At 34.1% G+C, this 26682-nt stretch carries 27 protein-coding genes; 23 read left to right on the top strand and 4 right to left on the bottom strand.

Annotation, left to right across the window (positions count from 1 at the left end):
• Positions 1 to 234: 234 nt before the first annotated feature.
• From BMZ31_RS14120 to BMZ31_RS14020, 21 genes are all read left to right on the top strand, one after another.
• The gene (locus tag BMZ31_RS14120; RefSeq protein ID WP_090832517.1) at positions 235 to 984 is read left to right on the top strand and encodes a YveK family protein; all 750 of its coding nucleotides are present in this window, start codon (positions 235 to 237) and stop codon (positions 982 to 984) included.
• Between the two features lie 37 nt (positions 985 to 1021).
• Positions 1022 to 1693, top strand: coding sequence for a CpsD/CapB family tyrosine-protein kinase (locus BMZ31_RS14115; protein WP_090832855.1), 672 nt, complete (start codon positions 1022 to 1024; stop codon positions 1691 to 1693).
• A gap of 99 nt (positions 1694 to 1792) precedes the next feature.
• Entirely contained in the window at positions 1793 to 2557 is a 765-nt protein-coding gene (locus BMZ31_RS14110; RefSeq protein WP_090832516.1) for a tyrosine-protein phosphatase, read from the top strand.
• Positions 2558 to 2914: 357 nt separating this feature from the next.
• The gene (locus BMZ31_RS14105; RefSeq protein WP_090832513.1) at positions 2915 to 4729 is read left to right on the top strand and encodes a polysaccharide biosynthesis protein; all 1815 of its coding nucleotides are present in this window, start codon (positions 2915 to 2917) and stop codon (positions 4727 to 4729) included.
• A gap of 20 nt (positions 4730 to 4749) precedes the next feature.
• Positions 4750 to 5631: a UTP--glucose-1-phosphate uridylyltransferase GalU gene (gene galU / locus BMZ31_RS14100; protein WP_090832511.1), complete on the top strand. Its 882-nt coding sequence runs from the start codon at positions 4750 to 4752 to the stop codon at positions 5629 to 5631.
• A 235-nt stretch (positions 5632 to 5866) separates the two neighbouring features.
• A complete protein-coding gene (locus tag BMZ31_RS14095; protein WP_090832510.1) occupies positions 5867 to 6982 on the top strand; it encodes a DegT/DnrJ/EryC1/StrS family aminotransferase in 1116 nt (371 codons plus the stop codon).
• Complete coding sequence (locus tag BMZ31_RS14090; RefSeq protein ID WP_090832509.1) at positions 6982 to 7629, top strand: sugar transferase; 648 nt, start codon at positions 6982 to 6984, stop codon at positions 7627 to 7629. Before BMZ31_RS14095 ends, BMZ31_RS14090 begins: the two co-directional genes overlap by 1 nt.
• Complete coding sequence (locus tag BMZ31_RS14085; RefSeq protein WP_090832508.1) at positions 7626 to 8243, top strand: acetyltransferase; 618 nt, start codon at positions 7626 to 7628, stop codon at positions 8241 to 8243. The genes BMZ31_RS14090 and BMZ31_RS14085 overlap by 4 nt, the downstream gene beginning before the upstream one ends.
• Before the next feature lie 3 nt (positions 8244 to 8246).
• Positions 8247 to 9374, top strand: a complete 1128-nt coding sequence (locus tag BMZ31_RS14080; protein ID WP_090832506.1) for a glycosyltransferase family 4 protein — start codon at positions 8247 to 8249, stop codon at positions 9372 to 9374.
• A complete protein-coding gene (locus BMZ31_RS14075; RefSeq protein ID WP_090832503.1) occupies positions 9349 to 10731 on the top strand; it encodes a nucleotide sugar dehydrogenase in 1383 nt (460 codons plus the stop codon). The genes BMZ31_RS14080 and BMZ31_RS14075 overlap by 26 nt, the downstream gene beginning before the upstream one ends.
• 2 nt (positions 10732 to 10733) lie before the next feature.
• Positions 10734 to 11714, top strand: coding sequence for an SDR family oxidoreductase (locus BMZ31_RS14070; RefSeq protein ID WP_090832501.1), 981 nt, complete (start codon positions 10734 to 10736; stop codon positions 11712 to 11714).
• A 24-nt stretch (positions 11715 to 11738) separates the two neighbouring features.
• Positions 11739 to 12308, top strand: coding sequence for an acyltransferase (locus BMZ31_RS14065; RefSeq protein ID WP_217642752.1), 570 nt, complete (start codon positions 11739 to 11741; stop codon positions 12306 to 12308).
• Positions 12308 to 13468, top strand: coding sequence for a glycosyltransferase (locus tag BMZ31_RS14060; RefSeq protein WP_090832499.1), 1161 nt, complete (start codon positions 12308 to 12310; stop codon positions 13466 to 13468). Before BMZ31_RS14065 ends, BMZ31_RS14060 begins: the two co-directional genes overlap by 1 nt.
• Before the next feature lie 44 nt (positions 13469 to 13512).
• Positions 13513 to 14886 carry an O-antigen polysaccharide polymerase Wzy gene (gene wzy / locus BMZ31_RS14055; protein ID WP_090832498.1) on the top strand — a complete coding sequence of 458 codons (1374 nt, stop codon included), beginning with the start codon at positions 13513 to 13515 and terminating at the stop codon, positions 14884 to 14886.
• A gap of 39 nt (positions 14887 to 14925) precedes the next feature.
• A complete protein-coding gene (locus tag BMZ31_RS14050) occupies positions 14926 to 16029 on the top strand; it encodes a glycosyltransferase (RefSeq protein WP_090832496.1) in 1104 nt (367 codons plus the stop codon).
• Between the two features lie 25 nt (positions 16030 to 16054).
• Positions 16055 to 17092, top strand: a complete 1038-nt coding sequence (locus tag BMZ31_RS14045; RefSeq protein WP_090832494.1) for a glycosyltransferase family 2 protein — start codon at positions 16055 to 16057, stop codon at positions 17090 to 17092.
• 57 nt (positions 17093 to 17149) lie between these two features.
• Positions 17150 to 18682 carry a lipopolysaccharide biosynthesis protein gene (locus BMZ31_RS14040; RefSeq protein ID WP_175478125.1) on the top strand — a complete coding sequence of 511 codons (1533 nt, stop codon included), beginning with the start codon at positions 17150 to 17152 and terminating at the stop codon, positions 18680 to 18682.
• Positions 18683 to 18706: 24 nt separating this feature from the next.
• Positions 18707 to 19180 (top strand): acyltransferase, encoded by a 474-nt coding sequence (locus tag BMZ31_RS20950; protein ID WP_090832492.1) that lies wholly within the window; start codon positions 18707 to 18709, stop codon positions 19178 to 19180.
• Between the two features lie 106 nt (positions 19181 to 19286).
• Positions 19287 to 20663 (top strand): UDP-glucose dehydrogenase family protein, encoded by a 1377-nt coding sequence (locus BMZ31_RS14030; protein WP_090832490.1) that lies wholly within the window; start codon positions 19287 to 19289, stop codon positions 20661 to 20663.
• Positions 20638 to 21666: a GDP-mannose 4,6-dehydratase gene (locus BMZ31_RS14025; protein ID WP_175478124.1), complete on the top strand. Its 1029-nt coding sequence runs from the start codon at positions 20638 to 20640 to the stop codon at positions 21664 to 21666. Before BMZ31_RS14030 ends, BMZ31_RS14025 begins: the two co-directional genes overlap by 26 nt.
• A gap of 560 nt (positions 21667 to 22226) precedes the next feature.
• Positions 22227 to 22670, top strand: a complete 444-nt coding sequence (locus tag BMZ31_RS14020) for a VanZ family protein (RefSeq protein WP_254778827.1) — start codon at positions 22227 to 22229, stop codon at positions 22668 to 22670.
• Between the two features lie 228 nt (positions 22671 to 22898).
• Here the strand turns inward: BMZ31_RS14020 and BMZ31_RS14015 are convergent, their stop codons facing one another.
• From BMZ31_RS14015 to BMZ31_RS14000, 4 genes are all read right to left on the bottom strand, one after another.
• Positions 22899 to 23153 carry a hypothetical protein gene (locus tag BMZ31_RS14015; protein ID WP_090832485.1) on the bottom strand — a complete coding sequence of 85 codons (255 nt, stop codon included), beginning with the start codon at positions 23151 to 23153 and terminating at the stop codon, positions 22899 to 22901.
• 8 nt (positions 23154 to 23161) lie between these two features.
• Positions 23162 to 23701, bottom strand: a complete 540-nt coding sequence (locus tag BMZ31_RS14010) for a competence protein ComK (RefSeq protein ID WP_090832483.1) — start codon at positions 23699 to 23701, stop codon at positions 23162 to 23164.
• A gap of 133 nt (positions 23702 to 23834) precedes the next feature.
• The gene (locus BMZ31_RS14005) at positions 23835 to 24065 is read right to left on the bottom strand and encodes a helix-turn-helix domain-containing protein (protein ID WP_254778825.1); all 231 of its coding nucleotides are present in this window, start codon (positions 24063 to 24065) and stop codon (positions 23835 to 23837) included.
• 393 nt (positions 24066 to 24458) lie between these two features.
• Positions 24459 to 24815 (bottom strand): hypothetical protein, encoded by a 357-nt coding sequence (locus BMZ31_RS14000; RefSeq protein WP_090832482.1) that lies wholly within the window; start codon positions 24813 to 24815, stop codon positions 24459 to 24461.
• 423 nt (positions 24816 to 25238) lie between these two features.
• Here BMZ31_RS14000 and BMZ31_RS13995 point away from each other — a divergent pair, with 423 nt between their 5' ends.
• Complete coding sequence (locus tag BMZ31_RS13995) at positions 25239 to 25847, top strand: VanZ family protein (protein ID WP_090832481.1); 609 nt, start codon at positions 25239 to 25241, stop codon at positions 25845 to 25847.
• 580 nt (positions 25848 to 26427) lie between these two features.
• Positions 26428 to 26682: hydrolase (locus BMZ31_RS13990; RefSeq protein ID WP_139205954.1), on the top strand; the 255-nt coding region annotated here is incomplete at its 3' end.

The raw sequence follows: 26682 nt of genomic DNA, 5'->3' as shown, positions 1-26682 counted from the left end.
ACTAACTCTCCAAACTTTGTAAACGCTTCCTTAAAACCTACCATCTATCAATATCCCCCAACCATTAACCTATTAAACTTGAAAAATCTCCCACAACCCAAAAAACTCTTCTAATTATTTACAAAATGTTGTTTAATAGTAGGAGTGAATAAAAATTGTATGTCGAAGTTATCCTACTTTTGGACTAGAATGATCTAAAAACAAATAAAAATTCATATATCATAGGAGGACTCCATGGAAGAGACAATAAGTTTAAAAGAACTGCTCGAAACCTTAAAGAAACGTATTCTGTTAATTATCTCAATTACCCTGGTAGCTGCCTTGACGAGTGGTGTCATCAGCTATTTCTTCTTAACTCCGATTTACCAAGCCTCAACACTGATACTAGTAAACCAAGAACGTACGGAGCAAAGCATCTATAGCCCAACTGAAGTACAAACGAACTTACAATTAATTAACACGTATAACATCATCATGAAAAGTCCACCAATCCTTGACAAAGTGATTGACGAACTAGACTTGAACATGACAACTGACCAACTTAATGGAAAAATCACGGTGGGTAGTGAAAAGGATTCACAGGTAGTGAACGTATCTGTAACAGATCCCGATGCACAACAAGCGGCTGATATCGCCAACAAAACAGCCGAAGTGTTCCAAGAAGAAATCGTAAAAATTATGAAAATTGATAACGTAAGCATCTTAGCAAAAGCGACAATCGGTGAAGATCCATCACCAATTAAACCAAAGCCACTTTTAAACGTTGCGATTGCGATCGTAGTCGGATTAATGACAGCAGTAGGTTTATCATTCCTCTTAGAATACTTTGATAACACAATTAAGAATGAACAAGATGTAGAAAAAATACTAGAACTTCCGATCCTCGGAGTCATTCCAACAATAGATGAAGTACAAATGGAAGAAATGATGGCGCAGCGTAAAGCACGCAAGGCGCAAGTGGGAGGCGAATCTCTTGGGGCTTAAAGATCTGTTTACTCGTAAAAATAAGAAAATCAACGTGATGGAACACCGTCGTAAACTGATTACGACTTTCGATCCGAAGTCGCCAATCTCTGAACAATACCGTACAATCCGTACGAATATCCAATACTCTGCAATTGACGAAAACATCAAAACCCTATTGGTTACTTCTTCAGGTCCCGCAGAAGGGAAATCGACAACGGCAGCAAACCTTGCAGTTGTGTTTGCGCAACAAGGGAAGAAAGTACTGCTTGTCGATGCTGACTTGAGAAAACCAACTGTACACTATACATTCGGAACAGCGAACACTTTTGGCCTGACAACCGTACTGACAAAGCAAACTACGCTTGAAAAAGCGGTTGTTGAATCAGATGAAAAGAATCTGTTTATCTTAACAAGTGGGCCGATTCCTCCAAACCCTGCTGAGCTACTAAGTTCTCAATCTATGGAACAGCTTTTAACACAAGTTGCGGAGCAATTCGATATGGTTATCTTGGACACACCGCCTTTATTGGCAGTAGCCGACCCACAAATTCTATCGAATCAATGCGATGGCACCATCTTGGTTGTTTTCAGTGGTAAAACGGAAACGGAACAGGTTTTGAAGTCAAAAGAATTGTTGCAAGCAGCTAAAAGTAAGCTTTTAGGTGTTGTTCTGAATAACAAACAAATTCAGAAATCTAACTACTATTATTACTACGGCTCAAAGTGACAAATTTCGACAAAATGCACCTCTTTACCATCAAAAAAACGCATGTTACTATTATAAAAGTCACAGAAAACTAGCAATTAATTGGAAGTAGGTGGGCGCATGATAGATTTACACTGTCATATTTTACCTGGTGTAGATGATGGACCGGAAACATTAGCAGATAGTTTAGCAATGGCTAAGATGGCTACCCAAGAAGGGATTCATACGATAGTAGCAACACCCCACCATTTGAATAGTACGTATACGAATCCACGTTGGTCAATCTTAAATAAGGTTGAAGAACTTAATAACGCATTGAAACAAGAAAACATAGATATCACAATTCTGCCTGGACAGGAAACACGCATTTATGGAGAAATGATTCAAGGGATCAATGAGGATGACATTCTTACGGTTGCATCCTCTCCCTACGTGCTTGTCGAGTTTCCATCTAACAGTGTTCCTCGTTATACCGAACAACTATTTTTCGATTTACAGTTGAAAGGGTTCATCCCTGTCATCGTTCACCCAGAACGTAACCAGGAATTGATTGAAAACCCTGATATTCTTTATCAACTTGTAAAAAAGGGAGCGCTCACACAAGTAACCGCTGCCAGTATCGCCGGCGCATTTGGTAAGAAAATCAAGAACTTCTCACTACAACTAGTGGAAGCGAACTTGACTCACTTCATTGCTTCAGATGCTCATAACGTATCAAATCGATCTTTCAAACTGAAAGAAGCATACTCCATCATTCGCTCGAAATATGGAAGCGACGTTGAGTTCATGTTTAAAGAAAATGCTGCCCTTATAATAGAAGGAAAGCATGCTTATAAAGAAGCACCAGAACGAGTGAAAAAGAAAAAGTTCTTAAATATATTCTAATGATCTGGTAAAAAGCCGATATAAAGGATAGAGACTTTTATTCTTGATACCCTTATTTGGTAATTGTTTGTACATACACTATTTGTCAGACATCCAACCTGACCGGTAATGTCTCCTGGCCGTTACATACGGAGGCACTCGACCCTGCTGTGGGAACTTAACAAAGTTCCTTAGACGCAAATTGTCACTAGCAGGGTGTGAGGGTGGGTTAGATGCCCGTAAATTATTAAATTTTTCTTAAATATCTAATGAAAATCCGTGTAAAGACACATGTGTTTTCATTAGATATTTATTTTTGCCGTAAGGCTTTAGTGAATGAAAGCATGTTGAAACACAATATGAAAGGGGAACGCACACTTGTCATACCGCACACGCCTAGCAGTATTAGCACTTTTAGATTCCATTCTCGTTTTATCTGCTATTTTTGTTAGCTACATCCAGATGCATCCATCCATACAAATCAACGATCAGAAAATTCTCCTGATCAGCGGAGCGGTGCTACTTGTCAGTCATCACGCATTTGCGATTGTGTACAGGCTTTATCATAAAGCATGGGAATACGCCAGCATTGGAGAATTAAATGCAATAGCAAAAGCTGTAACATTTTCAGTACTCTTTACAGCGATTGTCCAAATGGTTGCAGGATATGAAGTGTACTTCCGTGCACTTTCCTCTACGTGGATGCTTTATATTTTATTACTTGGTGGATCAAGGTTCATTTGGCGAATTACAAGAGATACATATATGAAAGCAAAACCTACCCAAAAGAGAGCTTTGATTATTGGTGCAGGTTCTGCTGGTGTAATGGTAGCACGACAGCTAAAAAAGAGCACAGATTCAGAATTAAGAGCAATCGCTTTCATTGATGATGATCCGAATAAATTCAAACTTCAAATCCTAGGCATTCCCGTCTACGGATCCTCAGAAAAGATTGCCGAAGCAGTTGAAAAACTGAAAGTCGATAACATCATCATTGCAATTCCTTCATTAAGTAAAAAAGAATTAAACCGAATCTTTGAAGAATGTTCAAAAACAAAGGTCAAAACACAAATCATCCCAATGATAGAAGACATCATGCTCGGCAAAGTTTCCGTGAATAGTTTCCGAGATGTTCAGGTAGAAGACTTACTAGGTCGTGAACCAGTAGAACTAGACATGGGAAGCATCTCTGAGATTGTCACCGGAAAAACGGTTATGGTTACAGGTGCAGGCGGGTCAATTGGATCCGAAATCTGCCGTCAAATTTGTAAATTCAATCCGCAAAAAATTGTCCTCGTAGGACATGGTGAAAACAGCATCTACTTAATTGATATGGAACTTCGTAAAGAATACGGAGAAACAATTGAAATCGTTCCTGTCATTGGAGATATCCAAGATCGGACAAGAATGTTCGAAGTGATGGAACAACATCTGCCGTATGTAGTTTATCATGCAGCAGCACATAAGCACGTTCCACTTATGGAATACAATCCAAGAGAAGCCGTTAAAAACAACATTTTCGGTACAAGAAATGTAGCGGAAGCGGCCGATACGTTTGGAGTAAATACGTTTGTATTAATTTCATCTGATAAAGCAGTTAATCCTCCGAACGTGATGGGGGCAACAAAACGCTTCGCTGAAATGATCGTTCAACACTTGGCACAAAGAAGCCAAACGAAATTCGTAGCTGTCCGTTTTGGTAACGTACTTGGAAGTCGTGGAAGTGTCATTCCATTGTTTAAGAAACAAATCCTAAATGGTGGCCCGGTCACTGTCACTCATCCTGATATGACAAGATACTTCATGACGATTCCAGAAGCATCACGTTTGGTTATACAAGCTGGATCGCTTGCGCGTGGTGGAGAAATCTTTGTGTTAGATATGGGCGAACCAGTTAAGATTTTAGACTTAGCGAAAAACTTAATCAAACTGTCTGGATATAGAATAGAAGAAATCGGGATTAAGTATGCTGGAATTCGACCTGGTGAGAAGATGTATGAAGAGCTTTTGAATGAAAATGAAGTGCATAAGAAGCAAGTATTCCCAAAGATACATATTGGGAAGGCGGCTTTACCTGCTGAGAATACTCTTTTAGACTTTATGAGGGACTTTGAGAGAATGAACGAAAATGATATTAGAGAGACATTGATTGGATTGGCGAATAATAAAGTACGGGTGCTAGAGGTAGTGTAATCAAGAAAGGGGCTATGTTAATGAAGAAAGTAAGAAAAGCGATTATTCCTGCGGCTGGTTTAGGAACTAGATTCTTACCAGCAACAAAGGCAATGCCTAAGGAAATGCTTCCGATTGTTGATAAGCCTACAATCCAATACATTGTTGAAGAAGCAATTGCCTCTGGTATTGAAGATATAATTATTGTTACTGGTAAAGGAAAGCGTGCGATTGAAGATCATTTTGACGTTGCGCATGAACTTGAACAGAATCTTATCGAAAAAGAAAAGTTTGATATCCTTGATAAGGTTCAATATTCTACTAACTTGGCAGATATCCACTACATCCGTCAAAAAGAACCAAAGGGATTGGGGCATGCAGTATGGTGTGCACGGAACTTTATTGGGGATGAACCATTTGCAGTATTACTTGGTGACGATATTGTTCAAAGTGATACTCCATGTTTAAAGCAATTGATTGAACAATATGAAGAAACTCGTTCTTCAGTAATAGGGGTACAAATGGTTCCTGATGAAGATACACATCGATATGGTATCGTTGAACCTTCGGTTCAGGATGGTCGAAGATATCAGGTTGAGAACTTTGTAGAAAAGCCTGCAAAAGGTACTGCTCCATCTAATCTTGCGATTATGGGAAGATATATCCTTACTCCTGAAATTTTTATGTTTTTGGATCAACAGGAAAAGGGTGCTGGTGGAGAGATTCAGTTGACTGATGCTATTCAGAAGTTGAATCAAATTCAACGTGTTTTTGCTTATGATTTTGAAGGTAAGCGTTATGATGTTGGTGAAAAGATTGGTTTTGTAAAAACTACAGTGGAATTTGCTTTACAGGATAATGACTTGAAATACGAATTGCTTAACTATCTTGAAGAATTATTGGAAAAAGCAAAGGTAAAATAGCATTTATTTAGGCTCTTATTCAAGTAATTTTCTCAACCTGGATAAGAGCTTTAATTCTGTTATCTATAAGTTTAAATAATAATGAGCAAGTGGACCTTTACAACTTTAACTTAGATTATGAATTTAGTAGGTTAGTAGTTATTTGGAAACAGTAATTGATTAAGCCAAATAAGTACTAACAAGCTAAATAGATTTGATAAACCGTACTTACATAATAGGAAAGGAAGTTCGAGGCATGGATAATAGAATATTTCTCTCTTCACCACATATGAGTGATGAAGGTTATGAAATGATGTATGTAAAGGAAGCGTTTGATACAAACTGGATTGCACCTCTTGGGGGAAATGTCGATGGATTTGAAAAAGAATTAGCTGCAAAGGTAGGCTCTAAATCTGCAGCAGCACTTTCATCTGGCACTGCTGCAATTCATTTGGCACTTAAAGCAGCTGGAGTAGGAGAAGGGGACATCGTTTTCTGTCCAACACTTACATTCTCAGCAACAGCTAATCCAATTATCTATCAAAATGCTACTCCGGTTTTTATAGACAGTGATTATGAAACGTGGAATATGTGTCCTAAGGCTCTAGAAGAGGCATTTTATAAATATCCAAATGTTAAGGCAGTAATTGTTGTACATCTTTATGGGTTATCTGCTGATATGGATAGAATAGTGGAACTTTGTAAAAAACATAATGTAGCATTAATAGAGGATGCAGCTGAGTCTCTAGGTACTTACTATAAAGGAAAGCATACTGGTACATTTGGTGATTTTGGAATCTTCTCTTTTAATGGGAATAAGATTATCACTACCTCAGGTGGCGGCATGTTGGTTTCGAATAATGAAGAGAGAATTGCAAAGGTAAGGTTTTGGGCTACTCAATCCAGAGATCAAGCAAGACATTATCAGCATAGTGAACTAGGATTTAATTATCGCATGAGTAATGTAGTTGCTGGGATTGGTAGAGGACAGCTTAAAGTGTTAGATCAGAGAGTTGATAAGAAGCGATATATTTTTGAGTACTATAAAAGAGAACTAGGTGGACTTGAGGGGATTCAGTTCATGCCAAGTAATGAGTGGGATAAACCAAATTACTGGTTATGTTCGATGACTTTAACAGGCAAGATAAGGCCAATCGATATTATGGAGGCTCTTGAAAAAGAGAATATTGAATCAAGACCAGTGTGGAAACCAATGCATATGCAGCCGTTCTTTGAGGAATATGATTTTATTGGAACGGATGTATCGGAGAAATTGTTTGAGAATGGCGTATGTTTGCCGTCTGATACGAAGATGACAGATAAAGACTTAGAAAGAGTTGTAAAGAATATTAAAGGGTTGTGGTTAGACTAATGAAGAATTCCAAAGGTGGTATTTATAGAAGGTTTGTAAAAAGACCGATGGATTGCATACTATCATTGATTGCCATAATAGTTCTTATTCCGGTATTTCTTTTGGTTGCTATTCTTGTGAGAACGAAACTAGGTGGTCCTGTTCTTTTCAAGCAAAAGAGACCCGGGCTTAATGAAGAAATTTTTATGATGTATAAGTTTAGGACTATGACGGATGAAAGAGATAAAAAAGGGGAGTTGCTTCCTGATAGTGTTAGGTTGACGAAGTTTGGTAGGTTCCTACGTTCTACATCTCTTGATGAACTACCGGAACTTTTCAATGTTTTAAAGGGGGATATGTCCATTATTGGCCCCAGGCCATTATTGGTGCAATATTTAACGTTGTATAACAATCTTCAAAAGCGCCGTCATGAAGTAAGACCAGGGTTATCCGGTTTGGCACAGGTTAATGGTAGAAATGCGATTAGTTGGGAAGTTAAGTTGAATCTTGATGTTGAGTATGTGGACAATGTAGTTTTCATTGAGGATTGGAAGATCATTCTTTTAACTATAAAAAAGGTACTTTTTAGAGAAGGTATCAATTCAGAAACTGCTGCAACTATGGAGCCTTTTAAAGGGTCAAAAAAAGAAAGAATAATGGAACTATGAAAAACAAACTTCTTATAATTGGTGCTAATGGCCATGGAAAAGTAGTTGCAGATATTGCGTTAAAAATGGATAAATGGCAGAATATCGCTTTTTTAGATGATGACGAAAGTATCAAATTATCAATGGGGTTAGAAGTCATTGGGACTTCAGATGACGTTTTTACACATTTAGATGAGTATGAAATATTTGTTGGTATTGGTAATAATGCTACAAGACATAAGATTCAGGAAAAACTAGAATCAGTTGGGGCAAGTCTTCCTATATTAGTTCACCCGAGTGCAGTTATAGGGTCACAAGTAGATATAGGAATTGGGACAGCTATTATGGCGGGTGCAATTATTAACTGCTGTACCCAAATAGGTAAGGGCTGCATCGTTAATACAGGTTCTACAATTGACCATGACAATAATATTGAAGATTTTGTTCATATCTCACCGGGAGCCCATTTAGCTGGTACGGTTAAAGTTGGAAAAGGATCTTGGGTAGGTATCGGCTGTGTAGTTAGTAATAACATAAACATCGGTAACGGGTGCCAATTAGGTGCTGGTTCGGTTGTGGTAAAGGACATATCTGAACCTGGAGTTTATGTTGGTGTTCCAGTTAGGAGAGTTTAGGATATGAAAATACTTGTATTAGCTAATTTTGGTATGGGTTTGTATAACTTTAGAAAAGAGTTATTAGAGGAACTAATTAAGCAAGATAATGAAGTTTACATTTCTTTACCTGATGATGAATATGTGCCTAAGTTAAAAAAAGTAGGATGTAAGTTTATAGATACCAATTTAGAAAGAAGAGGAACAAACCCACGTACAGATTTTAAGTTATTGCTTGATTATGTTGGAATAATAAAAGAGATTAAACCGGATGTCGTTTTAACGTATACGATTAAACCAAATGTTTATGGTGGTATAGCGTGTGCAATAACTAAGACTCCATTCATTACAAATATTACCGGTCTTGGTACGTCTATTGAAAATAAGGGATTAATTCAAAAAATCACACTGATGCTTTATAAGCTAAGTTTAAGGAAAGCATCTTGTGTTTTTTTTCAAAATCAGTCTAATCGAAAGTTTTTCGAAGATAATAAAATCGTTAAAAGTAAGACAAGATTAATACCGGGCTCAGGGGTAAATTTAAGACAGCATAAATTCGAGGAATACCCGATTCGTGATGAAAAGGTGAGATTCCTTTTTATTGGACGTATCATGAAAGCAAAGGGTATAGAAGAATTATTTAAAGCAGCAAAAATGGTAAAAGATAATTTTCCAAATGTACAATTTGATTTAATTGGAAGTACTGAAGAGAATTATAATGAAGAAATAGATAAGCTAGAAAAACAAGATATTATTAAATATCACGGGCAGCAAAATGACGTACATTCTTTTATAAAAAAATCTCATGCTATAATACTCCCTTCTTATCATGAAGGCTTAGCTAATGTACTTCTTGAATCGGCGTCTTCTGGAAGGCCGGTGTTGGCTTCAAGGGTGCCGGGTTGTGTCGAAACTTTTGAAGATGGTTTAACCGGTTTTGGTTTTGAAGTTATGAATGTTGAAAGCCTAGTTAAAGCAATTCTTAAATTTATAAACTTACCTTACGACCAAAAAAGAGAAATGGGAATGGCTGGTCGAAGAAAAATGGAAATTGAATTTAATAGAAATATAGTTATTAATGATTACCTGCAAGAAATAAATAAGATAATGGATAAGGAGAATCAAAATGAATTTATACGAGAAATTAGTTAATAAAGAAGAGAAGATATCATTAGTTGGCCTAGGTTATGTTGGAATGCCAATAGCTGTTGCATTTGCTAAAAAAGTTAATGTAATTGGATTTGATGTTAATAAACCTAAAATTGAACTATATAAAAATGGTATTGACCCTACAAAAGAGGTAGGAAATGAAGTAATCAAAAATACAACGGTTGAATTTACTTCAGATGAATCAAGTCTTAGAGAAGCAAAGTTTCATATTGTAGCCGTTCCAACACCTGTAAAAGATGACCATACTCCTGATTTAACACCGGTGGAATCTGCAAGTCGTACTTTAGGTAGAAATTTAACAAAAGGTTCAATAGTTGTTTTTGAATCCACTGTGTATCCAGGAGTAACTGAAGATATTTGTGTTCCAATATTAGAAAAAGAGTCCGGGCTAAAATGCGGTGTAGACTTTAAAGTAGGGTACTCTCCAGAAAGAATTAATCCTGGTGACAAAGTTCATAGACTAGAAACGATTATAAAGGTTGTAGCTGGCCAAGATGAGGAATCTTTAGATATTATCGCAAAGGTATATGAATTAGTTGTTGATGTTGGTGTATATAGAGCAGCAAGTATTAAAGTTGCCGAAGCAGCGAAGGTCATAGAAAACTCACAACGTGATATTAATATTGCTTTTATGAATGAACTCTCAATTATATTCAATAAGATGGGAATCGATACAAAAGCCGTACTGGAAGCAGCAGGAACTAAGTGGAACTTCCTTAATTTCTCACCAGGACTAGTTGGGGGGCACTGTATTGGGGTTGATCCATACTACCTAACTTATAAAGCAGAGCAAATGGGTTACCATTCGCAAATAATTTTATCAGGTAGAAAAATAAATGATGATATGGGTAAATATGTAGCTGAAAGTACTGTAAAGAACATGATTAAGGCAAATAAACAAATAAATGGTGCAAAAGTAGCCATATTTGGAATTGCGTTTAAAGAAAACTGTCCTGATGTTCGAAATACTAAAGTAATCGATGTCATTAAAGAATTAGAAGAGTACGGAGTAGATGTCAAAGTTGTAGATCCTCAAGCAGACAAAGAAGATCTATGGCGTGAATATAGAATTAATCTTTGTGAAGCAAAAGATATAAAAGAAATGGATGCAGTAATCTTTGCTGTTCCACATGATGAATTTAAAGCTATTCAATTGGAAGATGTAAAAACAATGTTTGGGACAACTGGATATGTAAATTCAGAAGTTATAAAGGAAATAGCTGCAACATCTGAGTTTGATGTAGATATTTATAGAAAAGATTGTGTACTGATAGATCTCAAAGGAATGTTTGATAGAAAAGAAGCAGAGGATGCTGGATTTGCATATTGGAGGTTATAAAAATGGGATATGAAAATTTAAAGTTTCCAGTGGGTAGTAAATTCTTAGTTACTGGCTCAGCAGGTTTTATTGGTTCAAATTTAGTAGAAGCTATACTTAAATTAGGCTATAAAGTTAGAGGGCTTGATAATTTTTCTACTGGAAAGAAAGAAAATGTAAAAGAGTTTTTAGACAATCCTAATTACGAATTTATCGAAGGAGATATTCGTGATTTAGATACATGTTTAAAAGCTTGTGAAGGAATCGATTATGTATTAAATCAAGCCGCCTGGGGGAGTGTTCCAAGAAGTATTGAAATGCCTTTATTTTATGAAGAGGTTAATATAAAAGGAACATTAAATATGATGGAAGCTGCTAGGCAAAAAAATGTCAAAAAGTTTGTATATGCATCAAGTTCATCAGTCTATGGTGATGAGCCCAATCTTCCTAAAAAGGAGGGGAGAGAAGGTAATCTTTTATCTCCATATGCGCTTACTAAAAGGGTAGACGAGGAATATGGAAAATTATATACCAAATTATACGGCCTTGATACGTACGGTTTGCGGTATTTTAATGTATTTGGTAGAAGGCAAAATCCAGAAGGTGCCTATGCGGCAGTTATTCCTAAATTCATTAAACAATTGCTAAATGATGAGGCACCAATAATTAATGGCGATGGAAAGCAGAGTCGTGATTTTACTTATATAGAAAATGTAATTGAAGCCAATCTTAAGGCTTGTAATGCTTCTCATGAAGCTGCAGGACAAGCTTATAATATAGCTTTTGGTGGAAGAGAATATTTGATTGATATTTATATGCAGTTATTGAATGCATTAGGAAAGGATATTCAGCCAGTTTTTGGGCCTGACCGCAAAGGTGATATTAAACATAGTAATGCAGATATTAGTAAAGCCATAGAGATGTTAGGTTATAGTCCAGATTTTGATTTTAATAAAGGGATTAAATTAGCTATTGATTGGTATAAAGAGAATTTAACTAATTAAAGTCGATCCTTTGGAGGCTATTTTGTGAGAGGTAGAGATAAATTTAAGAAGTTTAAACCATTAATAATGTTTTTGGTGGGTATATTTTCCTTTTTACCCTTTGGTTTGCGTTTATTTTTTTTTCGGAGTTGTCAAAACTTAATGGGAAAAAAAGGATTAGTATTGAGATATGTACTTTTAAGTACACTTGCAAAAAAGTGTGGCGATAATGTATCAATCCATCCAAATGTTTTTATTTTAAATCCTCAATGCCTCTCCCTTGGAAGCAATGTTAGCATACATCCAATGTGTTATATTGAGGCATTAGGAGAAATTAAAATAGGTAATAATGTTTCTATTGCACACGGAGTAACTATAATGTCCACAGAGCATCGTTATAATGATCCAGATATAGCAATAAATAATCAAGGTAGTTATTTTTCTAAAGTCAGCATAAAAAGTAATGTATGGATTGGAGCAAAGGCAACTATATTGGCCGGCATTTGTATAGGAAGTGGGACTGTTGTTGGTGCAGGTGCAGTAGTAACTAAGGATATAAAAAGTAATGTGATAGTTGGAGGAGTCCCCGCGAAAGTTATTAAGGAGAGAATTTAATGAACCTTGTGTTTGTTCATGATCATAAATTTTATAAATTTAATGACCACTATTACAGTAATGGAGGATTATCTGGTGATGCCTTAAATCGGTATATTAAGGCATTTGGTAATGTTACCATTATTGCAAGATGTCTTGAGTTAAATGAAATAAATAATAACTTATCATTTGCAAGTGTAGAAGGAACGAGATTTGTTTCAGTTCCTAACCACAAATCTATTAATTCTTTTTACAAAATTAGAGATGTAAAGAAAATTATTGAGAGAGAAATTAAGAGTGCTGATTACGTAATTGCAAGATCTAGTACATTGGGAAATATGGCTGTATCATTGGCCATAAAATATAAAAAACCTTATTTAGTAGAAGTAGTTGGCTGTGCGTGGGATTCAATGTGGAATTACAATATAAAAGGAAAAGTTTTAGCTCCCTTAAGTTTTTATACTATGAAAAAAAGTATAAAAGATGCTCCATATGCCATTTATGTTACAAATGAATTTTTACAAAAGAGATATCCTACTAAGGGGAAATATGTAAATTGTTCAAATGTTACTCTTAGTCAATTTGATCCAAGCTTAATAGAAAAAAGAATTAAGAAAATAAAAGGTTTGCAGAAAAATAGTAAAACAGTATTTGGTACTATTGGCGCGGTGAACATTAATTATAAAGGGCAAAAGTACGTAATTGAAGCATTAGGAAAACTAAAAAAACAAGGGATAACAAATTTTGAGTATCACCTTGTGGGAGGAGGTAATCAACAACATTTATTATCAGTTGCTCAAAGAGCTGGAGTAAGTGAAGAAGTGAAATTTATTGGGTCTTTACCACATGAGAGAGTTTTTGATTGGTTAGATAATATAGATCTATATATTCAACCAAGTGTGACTGAGGGATTACCAAGAGCATTAATTGAAGCAATGAGTAGAGGGTTACCAGCAATAGGTTCTAATGCTGGTGGTATTCCGGAATTACTGAGTAGAGAGTGTATTTTTAGTAAAAAATCTACTAATGAAATTCAGTATTTAATAAAAAATATGAGTCAAAGTAAAATGGAAATTTACGCCAAAGAGAATTTTGAAGAGGCCAAAAAGTATAGCAGAATATTAATAGAAAATCGAAGAAATGAATTTTTTAATGCATTTATCTCTGAAAATCTAAAATAAAACTTTTATATCTCCCAAAAAGTAGAAAAGGGTATTTTAAATATATGATGCTAAAGAAAATGAGTTCAAAAAATATCACTCTAATAATATGTTACCTTTTTTTAATGTGTATCCTAATTCATTCATTGTTATTTATAACAGTATTTGAGCAATATGCAACATTAAAAATGGCGGTTATTTATTCGATTACAAGCACTATTGTTAGTTATTTAATTATTATTCAAAATAAAAATATTTTGAACCTCGGATTATTTACAGTGTTATTTACGTATTTTAACTTAACTCACTTTGGTGCATCGACTATTTTTTTATTATATCCAGAAAGCTTATACCGGCAATTTGAACCGCATCAGTATACTTGGTTATATACTAAGGAGTGTGTACTTGCAGTATTGTGCAGTATAGTTGCTCAGGTGGTATTTATATTAAGTGCTTCTATCTTAAGAAAAAAGGACTCAGGGACAAAGTTAAATAACAAAACTTTAACTAATACGTCTATATGGATACCTAGAATAGGATTATTGTGCTTAGTAACTGTATTTGTATATTTGTTAATAAATATAGCTACAGGAAACTTTTCGTTATTATCAAATTATAGTGATTTTAGAAGTTGGAGAAATGAAAATACCTTATTTACAATTGCTATCTTTTTATTAGCTACTGGTTATGTAATAGTTATTGCGACAGGAAACAGAAAACAGATTAAAGTAATTAATATACTGTTTTTAGTTATCTCTTTAATCTTACTAGTGACAGGTAATAAAGGGGAAATATTATATGCTGCACTGACGGCTACGGGTGTATATTATTCAAGAACAAAAAAAATTAGTAAAAAAATAATAGTTTTAGGTTTAGGAGTCTTCTTTGTTGTGATTCCATTTATTACAGCTGCCAGAAGTGGCTCGATACTTAAATCTTTTGATCAAGTTGGAGTAAATTTAACTTCCCCCTTTTTAGAGATTGGATGGCAACTAAGGACGGTAGAAAAAGTTATTCATTGGTCTAAGTCAGGTGAAAGTTTTGGGTTCGGAATTAGTTACCTAGCACCTATAGAGAGAATCGTATCAAAATTAACTTTAGGAGTAATTCCTGAAATTCCAATTACTGGAGTCCCTTGGTCGTTTGGTGAGAGATTGCCAGGTTGGGGGTTTTCTCAGGTTGCAGAGTCATTTTATAATTTTTCATTCTTTGGCCCTATAATATTTTATATGATATTAGGGTGGTTCTCAATAAATGCTGAAAGACAAAATAATAATATTTATAAAAAAGCCTTCTTTGCTTCTACCGTAGTAATATTAATGATTCTAACAAGAAATCGATTTACATTTGTACCAGGACAGATATTTATGGCCTTTGGATTAGTTTTATTTGCATATATCTTAGATGGCAATTTAAAAAGGAAATCAAAAAAAATATAATTTGAGCACAATGGATTTTTATTTTTTGGGGGTATCTAATTGAATCAAAAAAATATAATGCATATTTTTAGCTCAATGGAATTCGGTGGAGCAGAGATTAGAACTATTGAAATTATGGATCAATTAAATGATTCTTTTGATAATATCTATTTTTTTACAACAAGTGGAACAGAGGGAGTATTAGCTAATTCTCTTAAAGAAAAAGGATATAAAATAATTCCTTGTAATATTTATAGTTTTAGATTTCCCTTTTTTTTTGTTAAACAATTGAAAGAGCATAAAATAAATATTGTTCATTCCCATATTTCTATTGTTTCTGGATATATTGTATTCTTAGCTTTTTTAGCAAATGTTAAACGTAGAATTGTTCATTTTCGCAGTTCCAAAGTAGGAAAAAAGTCTTCCTTTTTTCAATTTTTAAAAACAACTTTTTTAAAGATGTTTATTTTATTATTTTCCACTGATATATTGGCTGTTAATAAACACACAATGAAGAGTCATTTTGCGAATTATAATAAAATTAAGAAATGCGAAATTATATATAATGGGTTAAGAACTTTATATTGTGAAAATAATGAAACCATTAATCTATTAAAAAACCAACTGTCTATAAAAAATGATGAGAAAGTTATCATACATATAGGCAGATTTCATGAAGCAAAAAATCATTATAAGATTCTAAATGTGTTTTTAGAATATTTAAAACTATTACCAAACTCTAAATTACTATTGATAGGGAACTATCACTCCCAAATAGGTAAGGAAATTATAGAAGTTATTAAGAAACAAAAATTGGATAGTAATGTATTATTATTAGGGGTTCAAAGCGATATAAAAAGATATTTATCTATATCTGATGCTTTATTATTTCCATCTTTGTGGGAGGGTTTACCTGGAGTAGTTTTAGAATCTTTAGCTGCTGGTGTACCTGTTCTGTGTAGTGATATTGGATGCAATAGAGAAATAGCTGAAACTAATAAAGGTATTATATTAATGGATTTAGAAAAAAGTGACCACCAGTGGGCTACTAAGTTATATGATATTTCAAAAAACGGTAAACAAAAAATTATTTCAATGGAATTCGAAAAATCGCCATATGAGATTAATAAAGTTCTTAAGCATTTTAAAAGCTTTTATAATTAGAGATTAAATTAATTGAGGTTTTGATATGGAAAAAATAATGTTTAGTATATTAATCCCAGTTTATAATGTTGAAAAATATCTAAATAAATGCTTAGATTCTGTAATCAATCAAACATACAATAATTTCGAGTTAATTATTGTAAACGATGGATCAACAGATTCAAGCCTTGAAATATGTAGAACTTATGCAAAAAACGATAATAGAATTAGGGTTTATGACCAACCAAACAAAGGATTGCTGTTAACAAGAAGGAATTCGATAAAAAAAGCTATGGGAGATTATATTTTGTTTTTGGATTCTGATGACTATTGGGAATTGAATTTATTAGAGACAGTCTATGACGAGATTAATAAATACAATGTTGATATGCTTTTATTCAGATATAAAAGAGTTGATGATAATGGTCAAATACTAAAAAATGACACGGGTGTTTTTAAAGATAAAACAATATTTACTTCAGAAAATAAGGAGATATTATTCAAAAAATTAATTTCCACGTCCAGAATAAATAGTATTTGGTCAAAAGTAGTTAAACGTTCCATTATTGATATAGAACATGACTACACTATTTACCAAGATAAAAAGGGCGAAGATATTCTTCAATCCTTACCATTAATATTTAATGCAAAAAAAATTATTTATTTAGATGAACCACTTTATAATTACAGACTTAGCCACTCTGGCAGAGGAAGAAATTTTAAACCCAAATATTTTAATGACTTTGATATAGTAAGAAATGTAGTCTTTGAATATATGACAAAATTTCAATATGATAACGAAGAAAATTTAAAGTTATTTTATTCCTATTATGTCCTAAATATAATTCAATTTGCAAAAGCCCTCACAAAGTTAAAAATAAATAATGAAGAGATGTTGGAGATATTTGACGAGGTTAGAATGAAAAAATTATTTAAATCATCTAAAGAATACCTTAGCACATATAGTTATTCTATAGAAGATAAGATTTGTTGTTTTCTTTTTAATAAAAAGTACTATAAAACCCTATCCCAATTTGTTCAGTTAAAAGTAAATTTTAAATCGTTATTAATATCGAAGAAATAATAGTGTCAATTTCATTTTTTAGTTAGTGTAAACTGCATTTAAGAGTCGGGGGAAACAATGAGAAGTAAAAGAGCATTTGTCAATATTATTGCGACTTTAATGTTACAATTTACTACAATTATATGTGGATTTATTGTTCCAAGTTTAATTATTGGAACATACGGATCAAGTGTAAATGGACTTATCACTTCTATTAATCAATTTTTGGGATTTATTGTATTATTAGAATCAGGAATTGGCGGTGTGGTTCGTTCTGCTCTTTATAATCCTTTAGCAAATAAAGATTATAGAGCCATAAGCGGGATAATAAAAGCTACTGAGAGATTTTATAGACTCATTGCAGTAATGTTTATAGGATATTTAATTATTGTAACATTATTTTTCCCAATGTTAGTTAAAAATGAGTTTAGTAGTATTTATACAGCCACTCTGATATTTATCATTGGTATAAGTACTTTCATACAATATTATTATGGAATATCTTATCAACTCTTACTTCAATCAGATCAAAAACGGTATATTACATCCTATCTTCAGTTATTTACAATTATAATAAATACCATATTAACGGTGCTATTAATAAAGTATGGAGCAAGTATCCATATTGTTAAACTAGTAAGTGCAATAATATTTATTTTTCGACCGATAATATTGTTTATATATGTAAATCGTAGATACAAAATCAATAAAGAATCAGCAGCTTTTACTACTAAAATTGCGCAGAAATGGGATGGGCTAGGCCATCATATTGCTTACTTTCTTCATAGTCATACTGATGTTATGTTATTAACCTTATTTACAAATGTAAGGGAAATATCAGTTTACTCTATTTACTATTTGGTGGTTACTGGAATAAAAAGTATTGTAATTACTTTTTCCTCAGGAGTCGAAGCTGCTTTTGGAAATATGCTAGCAAAGGATGAGAAAGAAACACTAAGAAAAAATTTCGGAGCTTATGAACTATTTTCATTCACCTTAACTACAATCCTATTCACAAGTACAGCATTATTAATTCTACCCTTTATTAAAGTCTATACAAAAGGAGTTTTGGATGTAAACTATTATAGACCTTTATTTGCTTATATATTGGTAGTAGCACATGCAATTTATTGTATTCGACTTCCGTATCATTACGTTACTTTAGCTGCTGGTCATTTTAAACAAACCCGAAATGGGGCTTTTATAGAAGCTGGTATTAATTTGTTTATTTCAGCAGCTTTAGTGACTAAATTAGGACTGGTTGGGGTAGCGGTTGGAACACTGTGTTCAGTATTATTTAGAACTGTTCAATATGCATTTTATCTATCAAAAAATATTATTAATAGAAGTATTTTTGTATTTATAAAAAGGTGCATTTTAAGTGCATTATCAGCATTAATTATTATCATAATTAGCAAAGTAATACCAGCTTTTAATATTGATTCATATATAATGTGGGTAATAAGTGGATTAATAATATTTATATTATCTTTAATAGTTACAACCATTTTTAACTTTCTATTTTTTAGGGAGGATTTTGTTACAATATATAAAATTATAAAAAGAATTTTAAAAAAGGATAAACAAAAACTTAAGATAATAAAAAGTTAAATAGAAAGGAACATAATATAAATAATGTTTTTTGATTGGATATATAAAAAAAATCTTGGATTGAAAATTAAGTTATATAAAAAAATGTTAAATGCCCAAGATAAAAATTTGCGCATTTTTGGTCCCCTTGTGATAAAGAGTCCGGATAAGATTAATATAGGCTGTAACTGTAAACTTAATGACTTTGTTTTTTTACATGGTGGTGGCGGTTTATGCATTGAAGATTATGTAACTATATCAGCTTTTGCAAAAGTTATTTCATATAGTTATGATACTAGTAACTGGCCAGAAAATTATTTAAAGAAAGAACATATTTCAAACCATGTCCATATTGGAAAAGGAACCTGGATTGGGGCAGGAGCAATAATTTTACCTGGAGTAAAAATTACAGGTGAAGGTGTAATTGTAGCTGCAGGTTCTGTTGTTACTAAAGATATTGCCGAAAACTTTGTTTTAGTTGGAGGAAGCCCAGCGAAAGTCTTAAAACGATATGTTTAATAGGTTCCATAAATTGTAACACATTAATAACTTCTTCTTGTTATTATGTATATTTCCATTTAGTTGTTTAATTTTTTGAAAATAAGATATAAGGGAAGAGAAAAATATGTCTAAAATAGCTGTTGCTGGAACCGGTTATGTAGGCTTAGTTGCTGGCGTATGCTTTGCAGAAGTTGGACACCAAGTAATCTGTGTAGATATTAATGAAAAAAAGGTAGAATTAATGAAATCAGGTACTTCTCCAATTTATGAAGCAGGGTTAGAAGAATTAATGCAAAAGAATTATGCAGCTGGAAGAATCGATTATACAACAGATTACAAGACAGCGTACAAGGATGCAGATGCAATTTTTATTGGTGTAGGTACTCCTGAGCAACCTGATGGTTCTGCTAATCTTTCATATATCGCAACTGTTGCAAGACAAATTGCTGAAAGTATTGAAAAGGACTGTCTTGTCGTAGTTAAATCAACCGTACCAGTTGGAACAAATGACAAAGTAGAACAATTCATTCATGACTTTTTGGTTAATGATGTGAGAGTTGAAGTAGCTTCAAATCCGGAATTCTTAGCACAGGGGTCGGCTGTTCATGATACGTTACATGCGGATAGAGTAATCATTGGTACGGAAAGTAAATGGGCTGAAGAGCTTTTAATGAACATTTATGAGCCGTTTAAGTTACCTATTGTTTCTGTAAATAGAAGATCGGCTGAAATGATTAAGTATGCATCAAATGATTTTCTTGCTCTTAAGATCTCATATATGAATGATATTGCTAATCTTTGTGAATTGGTCGGTGCTGATATTCAGGATGTAGCAAGAGGAATGAGCTTTGATGATCGAATTGGAAACAAGTTTCTAAATGCTGGTATAGGCTTCGGAGGATCATGCTTCCCTAAAGATACAAAAGCACTTGAGAATATCGCTAAACAAAACGGATATGAACTTAAAACGGTTAAAGCTGCAATAGATGTAAACGAAGAACAAAAGACAATGTTATATAAGAAAGCTAGTAAGCGACTTATTACGTTTAATGGTCTTAAAGTAGCTGTACTTGGATTGACATTCAAGCCAGGGACGGATGATTTAAGAGAAGCGGCTTCACTTGAGAATATTCCTTTGTTACTAGAACAAGGTGCTGATATCTTTGCTTTTGATCCTGTTGGTTCGGATAACTTTGCGAAAGTATATCCAGCTGGAATGAACGGGAAAGGCCACATGACGTATGTTCAAAGTGTAGAAGAAGCATTGGAAGGCGCGAATGTCTGCTTTATCTTTACTGAGTGGGAGGAAGTGAAGGAAGTAACTCCTGAAGCTTACAAGAAGTTGATGAGAACTCCTTTAGTATATGATGGTAGAAACATCTATAGCGTGACTCAAATGGAAGATGCAGGAGTAGAGTATCACTCTATTGGACGAGCACCTGCTACTCGTAAGGATATAAAGGAGTCGAAGAATCTTGACAATCAAACAGTTAGATCCTAAGAAAGTTTATCTTATTACTGGGGCAGCTGGTTTTATCGGATCCTTTCTATCCAAAAGCTTATTGGATCAAGGCTGCATTGTAGTAGGTATTGATAATATAAATGATTACTATGATGTAAATCTCAAATTTGCTCGTCTTGAGCAGTTGAGACCGTATGAGAATTTCAGTTTTATTAAAGCTGATCTATCTGATAAGGAAATCATATTTAATATATTTGAAGAATATAAGCCAAACATTGTAGTAAACCTTGCTGCGCAGGCTGGGGTTCGATATTCTATTGAAAATCCTGATGTATATATTAAGAGTAATATTATTGGTTTCTTCAACATTCTTGAAGCTTGCAGACATTTTCCGGTAGATCATTTAGTATATGCTTCTTCAAGTTCTGTTTATGGTTCGAACAAGAAAGTTCCATTTGAAGAGACTGATTTTGTAGACACTCCTGTATCTTTATATGCATCGACTAAAAAATCAAACGAGCTAATGGCACATTCTTATAGTCATTTGTACAAGATTCCTGCAACTGGGCTTCGCTTCTTTACGGTATATGGACCGATGGGAAGACCAGATATGGCCTATTTCGGTTTTGCTAATAAGCATTTTGCTGGTGAGTCGATAAGAATCTTCAACGATGGAGATTTTGAAAATGATCTATACAGAGACTTCACTTATATTGATGATATCGTAGAAGGAATTGAACGTCTTCTAAGTAATCCTCCAAATAGTGATGGTGTCCCGCACAAAGTATTTAATATCGGAAACAATAACCCTGAAAAGTTAATGGTATTCATTGAAACACTTGAGAAATGTTTCAGCAAGGCTATGGGGAAAGAAGTAGTCTTCGAAAAGACATTTGAACCGATTAAGCCAGGGGATGTACCAGCAACGTATGCATCTACAGATTTGTTGTATGAAGCGGTTGGTTTCAAGCCTTATACTCCAATTGAAGAGGGATTGCAAAAGTTTGCGGACTGGTATTGTGATTACTATAGCGTAAAATAAAATGAGTAAAGGGAGTTGTTTGACTCCCTTAACTTTTTTTTGAAGAAAAGATTTGTATTATACATAGAGTCATATGCGGGAGATAGAAAGAATGACGAACGAAAAAATGTAGCTTAGTTAAAATTTTCCTTCCATGAATAAGATTGGTCAAGTTCAGAGCTTTGAATGCATGAACAATCCAGTCGTAAATTCAGCTTCAAATGAATCCCCTATTTTACACTTCCATCATGAAGATACAAGATTCATGTAAACGCTAAAATAAAGTGAACAGTTTTTGCTCACTTTCAAAGAACACTTTTCGCCTAATAAATCCTTTCCTGTAACTTGATCTTATCAGCTTATAGGAGGAACATAGTGGAGGAAAAGTTATTGATATATTTAGAGGTTCATCAATTAAAAAAGCAAAGATTTAGAATTTCTCAAATTAGGGTGCCTGACCCCACATGCTGTGAAGTCATAAAGGGTTAAATTAGGAAACAAAGGATTTAGAGAATGTGTTCTTTATTGGAGAGGGAAGGAAAATGACTAAAGGATATAAAATCTTTTTAGTATGGGTTCCGGTGTTAGTTTGGATGGTTCTCATTTTTCAGCTGTCTGCACAACCAGCCAAGGATTCAAACAAGCTGAGTAAAGGTGTAACAGCACATGTTGTAGAAACCGTCAAAGAAATCAAGCCAGAGTTTTCATTAGATAATGCCAACCACATCATAAGGAAGAATGCCCATTCCTTTGTTTATCTGGTGCTGTCGATATTGGTGTCTCATGCTCTAAAAGGAAGCGCGGTTTTAGAGTTGAAATCCGCTTTATTGGCATTAGGGATCTGTATTCTCTACGCTGCTTCGGATGAAGTACATCAAGTTTTTGTATCAGGTCGAGGTGCTCAGGTAAGAGACGTCTTTATTGATTGGGCGGGGGCGTTGGTGGGGATAGGAATATATAAGGTAGTGGGGGAACTAGTTTATCTAGTTCGTGCTAAGAGGAACTCCGTTGATAGACTATTATAAATGGCTATCAGTGGGGTTCTGTAACCATCAAGAATAACCAAACAGTATTCCACAATTAAGATTAAACAAGGTTATCAATCAATAATGGCTTTCTGTACTTCAGTCTGTCTCTTTATTGAGGGTTATCGCTTCGCTTCGGTTGCTAACGTTCTAAAGAAGTGCACCTCCCATTTGAGTTTGAGGGAGGTGATATGGCTCTACTGATTCTTTTAATGTTTTAATGATTATTTAAAAGCTGTAACTCCTTGCTTCATTAATCATGGCAAAATCAATTTTCCGAAGCTCAGGTGACTTTTTTAAATCTATTTCTCTTACATATAAAGAAAGGGCGTTGGAAGTTTGCAGGCTGAACTTACTTGTGGCAAGGCAGCCGTTTGAATATAGGGCCACTTTTTCTAAGAGAAGTTTGACTGAATGTTCTTTTATGTAGTATTGGTTTGTTACACCGTCTTTGAAAGTGACATAAGCGATCATATATTTCATGGCGGTCTCTATATGCGATTGCCTATTTGCAGGCGTCTTTTTCGTGGATCCAGTACGAATGACATTGGGTTTGATGCTATTTCGGTGGTAAGATTTCTGAACTGTTCAGCGGTCTGAAGCTTATGGTTGAAGTTTGTAAGTCTTGATGGGATTTTCAGTAATAATCCATTTCTGAATTCTATTTTTGTGCCGCCATTTATGCTGCTCGTTCGCATGATGTGATAAGGATTAAACCAAGTTGCATTAGGGCTGTTTGGCGACTTGTCTGGAAATACACAGAGTTTATGAGCGGGATTCACCATGAGGGGCCGCATATGGCAATCTCCAAGAATCCACTTTGAGCTCGATAGGGCACCTTTTAGGTTAAACCCAATACATTTAATGCTTTCATCCAGTATTTCAATCGGAGATTTCTCCACAATCAAGGTACGGCCCAATTCTTTTACTAAGGAACAAGGACGTCCATTGCGATCGTGATATCCTGACATATACATAAAATCTTGAGTCAGTATGTAGTAGTTGTGGTTTTCCATTGGCAAGTTGTTCATCCTTTACTTAATATTTATGTATGCGATTACAATTGTCTTTTGGATAAAAGCACCTCCCTAAAAACATTTGTGAAACATTGAGCAAGTTGGAATGGAGATAAACGGTGAGAAGAAACTTCACCGTTAAGGTGTTCTATCCCTTGATGTGTTTGTTAATCATCGCTACAAAATCTTCCGGATTAATATCAAGAGCTTCTGCAAGTGCGAAGACAACACCTAATCCTGGTTCGCTTTTGTCATTTTCCAGATCACTTAAATAATTTCTTTCAATACCACTTCGAAATGCAAGTTCCTCTTGTGAAAGTAACCTTTGTCTTCTTAATCTATGAAGGACAGTACCAATGAAAATAGTCTCTCGTTTCAAGGGAAATTCTCCTTTTAGACTATTACATAATTGGTACCGTTTTATTAGAATCAACTAAACCAGACAAATCTTGCGTTAGGTAAAGAGTTTTTATTTTGGTGAATATTTTGTGCCTTTTGTGGTGTGTATTTGAATGGGGAGAAGTAAAATGTTTTATAAATATGGCAATTAGGTGAAAAAGGGGGCAATCCTTCAGAAGTTACAGAACAATGGCGGGGGAAGAGCGCCACCCGCCATTGCTTTATAATAAAGGTGATTGCTTCAACTTGAGGTTAATTTGTAGTATCGGTGATTTAATTTAAGATTGGTTAATAAACCAAATAAGATTAAGGACCATACAGTAAGTACTTGATTTGATTTTTATGGAAGAAAGGAACACGTAATGAGATTCGTTTATTGTCGCCTCTTTCGTAAAACCTCTGAAAAGGAAAAATGAGCGAAACCAAAAACTAGCCCAATTAATGTTAAGAAATAAGAAATTGATGGACCATAATTCTGTCTTAATAATAATACGGAAGAGACACCAAGTAACGATAATAAGAGAAACAAAATCAATACTTTAATCCTTCTGTTTTTTATGATCCAAATCAACACATTTAGAATAACGCTAAATAAGACAAAATAAGCTGGGATGAATACTAGGGTTGCTACATCACCAAAAAGGGGAAACTCATCAAAAGGCTTTGGAATGAAAATCCAAGTAAGCATTGCTGAAACGAAAAGTGAAATCAATAACCATATTTTGTGCATTTTTTATAACCCCCCCAACATAAATCTGCAAATTAGTGCTACACCCATAAATGTAAATAGATAAAAAGGGGAAGGACCTACTGCCCCGAAAGCCACTTCTTTTTGATGAGTTTCTCCCTTTTCCTCAATATCTGGTTTATAAATCCTTATTTTTATATGGCCTACTATCGATGTTCCAACAATTTAGATTAAATGAATCAAAAAAAAACACATAATGATTGAATGATAGCATTCAATTCAACACACACCCCTTCATAACTCTCGTTTCCATAATAATCCACATGGGGTGGTTCGGTAAACTCTAAAGGCGCCTGACCCCACATACGTACAGCAAAAAGGTATTTCGGATATGCATAATAGTTATCAGATGGGCATGTAAAAAAGTATGGTAAAATGAGGTAAAAAGTTGAGGAGAATACTAAATTGTACTTAATTAACGGAAGTCTATTTATTTTACTTGGAACGATATCTTATTTGGTTGGACGAGGCATCATAGTGGGGACTAGATTTAAGAATCGAGTATCAGTTTATTGGTTAAAAGAGGTTATTCATTTTCTTTTTGTGTTATACATATGTCTGTTGATTTCAGTGACGTTATTTCCATTTCCAATAGGATTTCAATCTAATATTGAAAATGTTTTTCGTTCATTAAATGTCATACCGCTTAAAACGATTATTAATGATATTAGTCAAATAGGTATTGCATATGATGGTGATGTTCTATTTATGCTTGGACTGATCGCGCGAAATGTAGGTGGCAATATCTTATTACTCATGCCTTTAGGATTCCTAGCGCCAATCCTTTGGAATAAATTTAAGTATTATAAAAATACCGTGTTATTAGGTTTCATAGTATCCATTAGTATTGAAGTTTTACAATTTTTAGAATCGCTAATAGCTGGTGAACGGGGAAGAGTTACTGATATTGATGATGTAATCTGTAATGTTTTAGGTGCACTTCTTGGATATCTTATTTATATCAGTGCCAGACCAATCGTGAAAAGAATGGAAAGTCAATATTTGGATGCCTGATCCTCAGACGCAGACATAGTATATTTGCTAGGTAGACGGATATTTATAGAATTAAAAAGAAACTAAAAGGAACAACGGTTGATTGCATAAGTTACTTTGGTAGGGAAATGGAAAAAACAGAGGGAAAGGGGACAAGGTCAAATTATGACCTTCTTCCCTTTTTTTGAGTACAGCCACAAGAATGTACCATCTCTGCCATGTTTTTTACCAGCAGTTGCCACGGAATTTACCCCTTACTGTCAACGGAGTTACCAAAAGAAAAACGCAAAGGATTTTGAAAGCGAAAAAGCCTAATCCTCCTCAAACATTGAGAAATTATGCTTATGGACTTGGCAATGCTACCAATTTGGGAATATCATTTTTCTATTGAATAGTTTCGTTGAACTGCACACTAATTTATTCTTAAACTCTTAATTTATTATTTACCAGACTACAAAAAAATATATTTTTACCAAAACTAAAAAAATGTAAATTAGATAGATTTATTTTAATTTTAGTAAGATGTTTGTCCAATCCTTTTTTCTAATTCAAAATAAACTGTCATTGTATCTTATTTTTAAAAAAAGGAGAGGTAAAAGGAATGAGACACGAAGAATGTGAAGATTGTAGAAAGAAAAGTGAAAGTAAACATCGTTGCAAAGGATGCGCATGTGATCAATTTAGAAAATTATCAACAAATACAGAAGTAGATTTATTTTTATCAGGTGGGACTATCCTTGAAGATCTCGTTTTTGTAAATTTTGATGAAAAAAATTGCTGTGCTTTCTTCAATTCTGAGAGAGAAGGAGGACAACTTATCGTTGTTGATTGTCAGTTTGTCCAAGCTATTGGATTC

It is taken from the genome of Bacillus sp. cl95 (assembly GCF_900115925.1).
Taxonomy (GTDB): Bacteria; Bacillota; Bacilli; order Bacillales; family Cytobacillaceae; genus Neobacillus_A.
The sequence above is the reverse complement of the archived record's forward strand: the minus strand, read 5'-3'. Positions and strand labels throughout refer to the sequence as shown.